The organism is Pseudoalteromonas sp. SIMBA_162, assembly GCF_046535955.1.
Taxonomy (GTDB): domain Bacteria; phylum Pseudomonadota; class Gammaproteobacteria; order Enterobacterales; family Alteromonadaceae; genus Pseudoalteromonas; species Pseudoalteromonas marina.
This window is the reverse complement of record NZ_JAWJBQ010000391.1, coordinates 1-273: the sequence shown is the minus strand read 5'-3', so window position 1 is coordinate 273 and position 273 is coordinate 1. Positions and strand designations below refer to the sequence as shown.

At 65.9% G+C, this 273-nt stretch carries 1 protein-coding gene; it reads left to right on the top strand.

Annotated elements, in window-relative coordinates:
* Positions 1 to 134 precede the first annotated feature (134 nt).
* Positions 135 to 273, top strand: a 139-nt coding sequence (locus R0J88_RS20170; RefSeq protein ID WP_410900901.1) for a CesT family type III secretion system chaperone, incomplete at its 3' end; no start/stop codon positions are given.

The window sequence follows — 273 nt, the reverse complement described above, 5'->3', positions numbered from 1 at the left end:
ATCACCCCCTGAGTAACAGCTCCATGCCTTCCGGTTCCGTGCCGGGGCCTGGGATTCGCGCGGCGCGGGTGCCATAATGTCGGCTCATCCATCTTGCGCTTCGAGCGGCCGCGCCCGCCTGGCCCCCTGTTACCGTGTCAGACCCTCAATTCGCCCAAGTGCTTTCCGAACTCGGCCAGGCGCTGGGCATTCCCGCGCTGGCGCCCGCGGAGGGTGGCCTGTGTCAGTTGGCATTCGATGGTCGCCATCTGGTGCAATTGATGGCGCATGGCG